Annotated in this window: 6 protein-coding genes; 1 reads left to right on the top strand and 5 read right to left on the bottom strand. The window is 34.5% G+C overall.

Going from position 1 to position 6,505, the window contains the following annotated elements; genetic code table 11:
- The first annotated feature begins 92 nt into the window (after positions 1–92).
- A complete protein-coding gene (locus tag DNK84_RS02120; protein ID WP_162902154.1) occupies positions 93–329 on the top strand; it encodes a hypothetical protein in 237 nt (78 codons plus the stop codon).
- Positions 330–398: 69 nt separating this feature from the next.
- Here the strand turns inward: DNK84_RS02120 and DNK84_RS02115 are convergent, their stop codons facing one another.
- The 5 genes from DNK84_RS02115 to DNK84_RS02095 form a co-directional block, all read right to left on the bottom strand.
- The gene (locus DNK84_RS02115; protein WP_119342930.1) at positions 399–1,652 is read right to left on the bottom strand and encodes a sensor histidine kinase; all 1,254 of its coding nucleotides are present in this window, start codon (positions 1,650–1,652) and stop codon (positions 399–401) included.
- A 2-nt stretch (positions 1,653–1,654) separates the two neighbouring features.
- Entirely contained in the window at positions 1,655–2,368 is a 714-nt protein-coding gene (locus DNK84_RS02110) for a response regulator transcription factor (protein ID WP_162902153.1), read from the bottom strand.
- A 35-nt stretch (positions 2,369–2,403) separates the two neighbouring features.
- A complete protein-coding gene (locus DNK84_RS02105; RefSeq protein WP_119342928.1) occupies positions 2,404–2,910 on the bottom strand; it encodes a hypothetical protein in 507 nt (168 codons plus the stop codon).
- A gap of 43 nt (positions 2,911–2,953) precedes the next feature.
- Positions 2,954–3,685, bottom strand: a complete 732-nt coding sequence (locus DNK84_RS02100; RefSeq protein WP_119342927.1) for a response regulator transcription factor — start codon at positions 3,683–3,685, stop codon at positions 2,954–2,956.
- Between the two features lie 436 nt (positions 3,686–4,121).
- Positions 4,122–5,438 carry a DUF3573 domain-containing protein gene (locus DNK84_RS02095; protein WP_119342926.1) on the bottom strand — a complete coding sequence of 439 codons (1,317 nt, stop codon included), beginning with the start codon at positions 5,436–5,438 and terminating at the stop codon, positions 4,122–4,124.
- Between the last annotated feature and the right edge of the window lie 1,067 nt (positions 5,439–6,505).

Genomic DNA, 6,505 nt, shown 5'->3' with positions numbered 1-6,505 from the left:
TTTATTACGTTTTTAGCAAAACAAAAATGACATGAAAACGCTTAAAAATAAAGGGGTTCAGTGGCTACTGTCCTGTAGTGTGGTCCTGTAGTGTGAATAAAAATAGAAAAATTATCAAAAAAGTACTGCATTACACTTTTACAAAACTAACCATTTCAGGCGCAGGCCAAACGGTTATTAAAGGCGATATCACATTTATCAATCATGAAGGCAAAACAAAACAAGCAATCTTTTATTTTTATATTGAAGGCAAACCTGGGCGTTATATTATTACGAAAATAATAGCCTTTGATGCCAATAATCATAACCTTCGTGAAGAAAATATATAATACAAATAAACCGCATAATTCCTATTTGAACACAGACTCCATGGTAATCACAGAAAATATTTAAATTTATTATGATGGCCAATAAATTTCGACGCAAAATCCCTTTGGTAATAGATTTTTCAGCTTAACTTTCCCTCCGGTTTGATGTGCAAGTTCATAAACAATTGCCAGCCCCAAACCGCTACCTTGTTCTGTACGTGATAGCTCTTGGTTCCCTGCTTGTACTCTGCGACGGAATAATTCATTTAAATTCACATCATCAGGCACACCAGGACCATTATCTTCAACCATCAGCAAAATGCCTTCTTTGTTTTTTTGCAAAGTAATCTCTATTTTTGTGGCAAACTTCAATGAATTCCCAATAACATTATACAAGATTCTGACAAAAGCATCCTCATTACCATAGATGTGAACACTATCAACAGGCGCATGATAAACCACATGTGCTCCTTGATCTATATAACCTTCAACAACAACATCAATTAATGCATCTAAATCTAGATAAGTTTTTCGCATATCCTCAAAACGCGACATATCCACCAGCTCATTAATCATCTTCTGCATTTCTTTTGTATCCTGCAAACACTTATTTTTCACATCCTGCTCTGCTTGTAATAGTTGCAGCTGATAATTGATACGCGCCAGTGGTGTTTTTAAATCATGTGAGATACTGCTAATAATTTGCGTTCTTGTATTAATAAGGTCATCAATCCGCTTATGCATTTTGTTAAGAATTTCATAAGAACCATCAAAGATACTCATTAAGATAGACTTATTTGGTTTAATACCAATCTCATCAGCAATAATATAAGTACGTGTTATATTACGATACAGCCTGTAAATAATAAATGCTGAAAATAGTAGAGTTAAACACAAAAATAACATTATGGCAATATGGCCAGAAAGGCTTGCTAACAAGTAATTATAGTTTGGCTTAGCAGCAACATTAAGCCATAAATTCGGCTTGATATAGAGGGAGAACTCTTTTTGCATGCCATATCTATCACTATAAGCAATAAGCCCTGTTTTATCTTTAACATTAATAAGTGGTGTGTAAAATGGCAGTTTTGATAAATCCAAATCCAGATAGAACTCATCCAGGTTCATATAACGCAAATGCTCTTTTGACATTAATTTAACCAAGCTTTGATCAGGATGTGCGCGCCCATATTCCACAATATCCATTAAATTCCACAGTGCTCGATGGTGAAGCTGCAAATTAATATCACTATTAATTTTGCCTACTGTATATAACACAATAAAGCATATTGTGATACCTATAGCGCTTAATATGACAAATACCAATCTTCCACCAGTAAACATATTTACTGCTCTTGACTTATTTGAACATCTGCTACCAGCATATAGCCTTTACCATGCCTTGTTTTAATCATATCTTCTTCATTTGATTGCTGTAACCTTTTCCTTAATTTACTTACTGCAACATCAATAGCTCGATCATAACCATCAAAGTTTCTTTTGAGTACTCTCTCTGCAATTGTATCACGGCTTAGCAATTCATTTGGATGTTCTAGAAAAAGCAATAAAATATCAAATAATTGTTTGGAGAGCTGAATCTCGAGCGAGTGAGGAGATAGCAGTCGCATCTTGTTTGTATCTAAGCGCCAACCATTAAAAATATAAAAATCATTTTTGTTAATCAACTTATTGGCACTTGCGCTTTTTCGATCAATAATTAATTTTGCACGTGCAATGATTTCTTCAATCTGGACGGGTTTATCTAAAAAATCGTCTGCTCCAAGCTCTAGTGCTTTAATGCGCTCATGGGAATCGTTAAGGGCACTGATCATAATGATGGGTATATCCTTAATTTGCCTAATCTCTTGACATAACTGCAGACCATTTTTAAAAGGCAGCATTAAATCTAAAATGACTAAATCAAAATTTTGCGCTTTTAAGTATCCACTAATATTTCGTCCATGTGTAATACTATAAGCTTGAACCCCTTTTTTAATAAACAAATCTCTTAACATTTCAGCAATATTTTTGTCATCTTCCACAATTAATACATTTTTCAATATATTCTCCATCTTAATAGCCCTAATGCTTCCTGTTAGCTTTGTTGATTTAAATGCGGGTTCTTTGGGTCTTTTGCTATGATTCTTGTAATAGTAAAGTGCCCCTTTTGACCTTCAATATATAAATATAGAACAACCGTTTCTTTGTTGCCTTTTCGATTAATAATTTTTAAGGTTACCTTTAAAATTGACTGTTGTTGTTCTGAAATAGTTATTTTAGAAATTGAATAAAACAATATTTTTTGTTGCCAACCTTTATTATTATTTATCAGTTCACGTACATTAGTTGTTAGGTGTTTTTCTTGGTATTCATGATCATTATATATTGAATGGCTTGACAAACGGGACATAAAATTATAAGCAAAATCCAGTGTATCTGAGAGCTGGTTATTTAAACTCATTTGCTGCTTAAGGGATGCAATTTTTAATCTGTTAGTGCTTGTTATTGAATACAAATAAAAGCACATAATAAAAGTCACAACAGTAGTACAAGTGATAACTCCAATTAGCCAATAAAGCAATTTTTGCCTTTTTTGCTGCATAACAATTTCTCCATTTCCGTAGATAACAGACAATGCGCGTGGGCTATTTATTTACAATATCAACTTCTGCATTAAATAAATAGCCTTTTCCACGGATTGTTCGAATCAATACATGCTCGACATCCAATAGTTTCCGCCTTAGACTTGCCACACGAACATCGATACTCCTATCTTCATAACCACCATAGCCACCTAATTTCAAAGTCTCCGACAAAAACTCCCTAGTCAATAATTTATTTGGGAAATCAAGAAATGCAACAAGTAAATCTGCCTCACCCGTACTTAAAAAAGCATGTAAACCATGCTTCGAAGTCAACTCCATCTTAACAGCGTCAAAAAATACTTCACCTTGATTAGCAATGTTAAAACAGTAACGCTTATGCTTTATTTTGGAACTATAATTTATACCCGTTGCACGAGCTATAATGTTTTTCATGCGCGTATAAAGTTCACTAAGCGGGATATCAACAGGTAGTACGTCATCAGCTTTTGATTGTAATGCCTGAAGTTTATAAGTTAATAATGCCTCATCATTTGATAAAGTGCCTTCTTGATTTGATTGAATGTGCGCGATGACTTTGTCTGGCTCAAACAGTATTAATATTGGAATATTAGAAAAATTACGTATCTTTTTACACACCTCAATGCCATTATCATAAGGCAAAATGGCTCCAACTAATAAAGCATCATATTGTGAGAAATTAAACTTGTTTAGCTCACCCATGGCACGCCCATGTAAAATAGCCTCTGTTTGAATATTATATATATATTCCATGGCTGGTTTTATCTGTTATACCAAGTGTGCTTGGCTCTCAATCATTAAAATTTTCATTTTAAAAACCCAATATTTATAACTTACACCTCACTAAGGCTATTATAGTTATTTATTTACTTTTCTTTTAAGTGTTTACCTAATGCTTTATAGATATATTAACATACCTCACAGCTAGGACAATTACACTGCTAAATCAATTGCAAAACATCAGTTTAAGTCGATAGATAACCCACTAAGCATTCAAATGGTAAGCGAATAATACTAGCAACTCTAACTGATTAATCAAGCCTTTGAAAAACGATATTATAATTATTATTGAAGCTTATCTTAATTTCAAAAAGATAAGTGACATAAAGCATATAAGATTTGTGGAGGAATAAGATTGTTGTAAAAAGGAAGGGGATCAAATTCCTCCACAAACTTTTATACAACTTACCTAAAAGTAAGTTGAAATATCTAAGGTTACTTCGCTTGTGTGTTGCCCGTTATACAATGTCAGATAACCATATTCTAAGCTAACAAGATTATTTTTTGAAAATACAGGCGCTGACAAATATGTAAGGTACTCTTTTTCAACACCAAGCACCATAGGGCCACCATTATTTGATTCATCCCCTGGTAAAGCAAAAGGCAGGTTTTCTGTATTATAAGCTTGTTGATATCCAGCACCTAAGTTTAATCCCTGAAGTATTTTTCCCTCATGAACAGGCAGTGGAATATCCCCTTGGACATACCAAGCACCAAAATAACCATCTCCACTATAATCTTCACGGTTAGTAGAGCCAGACCAACCTGAAGATAATGTAAATATATTATCAATACCAAAATAAGCTTCTGCATTAATAATACCGTTACGATCTTCTGTAACGACATTACCGGCTCCAGCCGTAACAGCGCCTCCCATGCCTGTACCAATCCAATTATAAATATATCCTAAACTACCACCAAAATTAACTTTCTTATTATCAAAGTCAAAAAAAGCACTGGTCATAAAATTTGCTTTATTATTATTGCTTTGATCTGTCTGGAACACTGCCAGGTTAAGGTTTAAATTATAATCATTTGTTTCGATGCTGCCAAAACTTGCACCTAAATTAGCTGATACCGTATCATGTCCAGGTCTAAACATGGCTTGTGTTAAACCACCAATCCATGGACCACCATCAGCAAAGCGTCCAAATGATAATCTATTTTTACCAACCGTTAAATAGATCGGAAAACTGTCAAGATTCCCAAACGTCACATAAGCATCTCTTACTTCTGGTGAAGCATAGCTTGAACCTGTGAGCGTCACCGCTGCCTGGATATAATGACCGATATTTGCAACAGTATATAAAGAAGCCTCATTAATCGATAAATCCCATCCATTATCATAACTGCCACCACCAACAGTAGATAGCTGATCACCATTCCAGCCCGTTACATCAGATTCGATATACCCACCAAAAGTTAATGAATTATCACCATATTTGTTTCGGCTTTGCAATATAGAAAATGGCAGGCGCGAACTACTATATTTTGCAAAAGGTGCGTCAGTATCAATATGAACTGCACTTAACACATCAGTATTCACCTTTTTCCTGCTAGACATATCATTATCTACGCTATTTGATTTTAACTGGTTAATTTCTTTTTTTAATTGCTGTATCTGTTGTTGAACATCTGAATTATCAGTGTTATTACCATTGTCTGCTAAGGCATAACCAGAGAAACCAAAAAGGATGCCCCCAACCAATATCGTGATTTTTTTCATTTATCCCCCTTTGTTATAGTGTTTATTTTTATGCTATATACGATTGTCAAAAGTCAGTATTGCAACTGATTGTTGTCAACTACAAAACTTAATGACTATTGTAAAGATTTATAAAGATGAAAATGTTGCCATTGCAACAGTGATTATTTTTTTTTGTAAACACCATGGTTTTTGAAAGCGACCACACCCATAACGACTTGATATGTGTAACTTTCACTTTTAATGATGCCCTTATTAATACCAGAAGCCCTTAAAGCTCCGCTATCCCGAAATAGATACAATATGCTGGGGACTATTACCCACAACCGATGAAAGCATGTTTTGCTTAATATTAACTTTGTAAAAGTTCTGTTCTAAAGGGGTAAAAGCACCGTCTAACCCTACATAAATAAACTTACCATCCTTTGATACTGCAATACTACGTATAGCATCACCCGCCTTTGTTATCTCACCTTTAAAAGGATTAAATGTTATACCATTGTCTTTTGATACATAAACTTTAGCATCGCCTCTTGCGCTTATAGAATACTTGTCAAATTTCCATCCCTGGTTAAATTTAACTCATGCCAAGGCTTGTCACTAAATTTATTTCTTACGTATTATAATAAGCTGCATAAGTGAAATGTTTCTTTCCCATAAAAAACCTACTCTATTTTGTAAACAGTCAATCCTGACAAGTTGCATCAAAAAGGATGTAACCGCTCCATAAAGCTTTTAGGCTGGTATGCTCTTAGGTGGAAGATCGAAGTATACCACAAGGTTCTTAAATCGGGTTGTAAGGTTGAGTCAGCAAAATTAAGAACTGCAGAAAGGCTAGTCAAGTCATACCGCTCCCGTGAAACGGGAGGCTTGGCGGTTTTTAGCAGCCAAAAGGGCTTTAATGCTACCCTTTATTAATACCAAAATAAACACCAAGCACGATCGTGGCAAAATTTTGCCCTAAAGTTTACATATGTATATATGATAATTATTACCTGGAGACAAACCCTTAAAAGCTCCCTCATGCTTGTCTAGGTTGTGTCTGATAGCTAATAGAACAATCACCATCAGTAACCGCTCCATAAAGG

The sequence above is a fragment of the Facilibium subflavum genome, assembly GCF_003574485.1.
GTDB classification, from domain to species: domain Bacteria; phylum Pseudomonadota; class Gammaproteobacteria; order Francisellales; family Francisellaceae; genus Facilibium; species Facilibium subflavum.
The sequence above is the reverse complement of the archived record's forward strand: the minus strand, read 5'-3'. Positions and strand labels throughout refer to the sequence as shown.

What these genes read in the sequence shown, in the direction of transcription:
- DNK84_RS02115 (WP_119342930.1), bottom strand. Translation starts at nt 1,652, where the DNA reads ATGTTTACTGGTGGAAGATTGGTATTTGTCATATTAAGCGCTATAGGT.
- DNK84_RS02100 (WP_119342927.1), bottom strand. Translation starts at nt 3,685, where the DNA reads ATGGAATATATATATAATATTCAAACAGAGGCTATTTTACATGGGCGT.
- DNK84_RS02105 (WP_119342928.1), bottom strand. Translation starts at nt 2,910, where the DNA reads ATGCAGCAAAAAAGGCAAAAATTGCTTTATTGGCTAATTGGAGTTATC.
- DNK84_RS02095 (WP_119342926.1), bottom strand. Translation starts at nt 5,438, where the DNA reads ATGAAAAAAATCACGATATTGGTTGGGGGCATCCTTTTTGGTTTCTCT.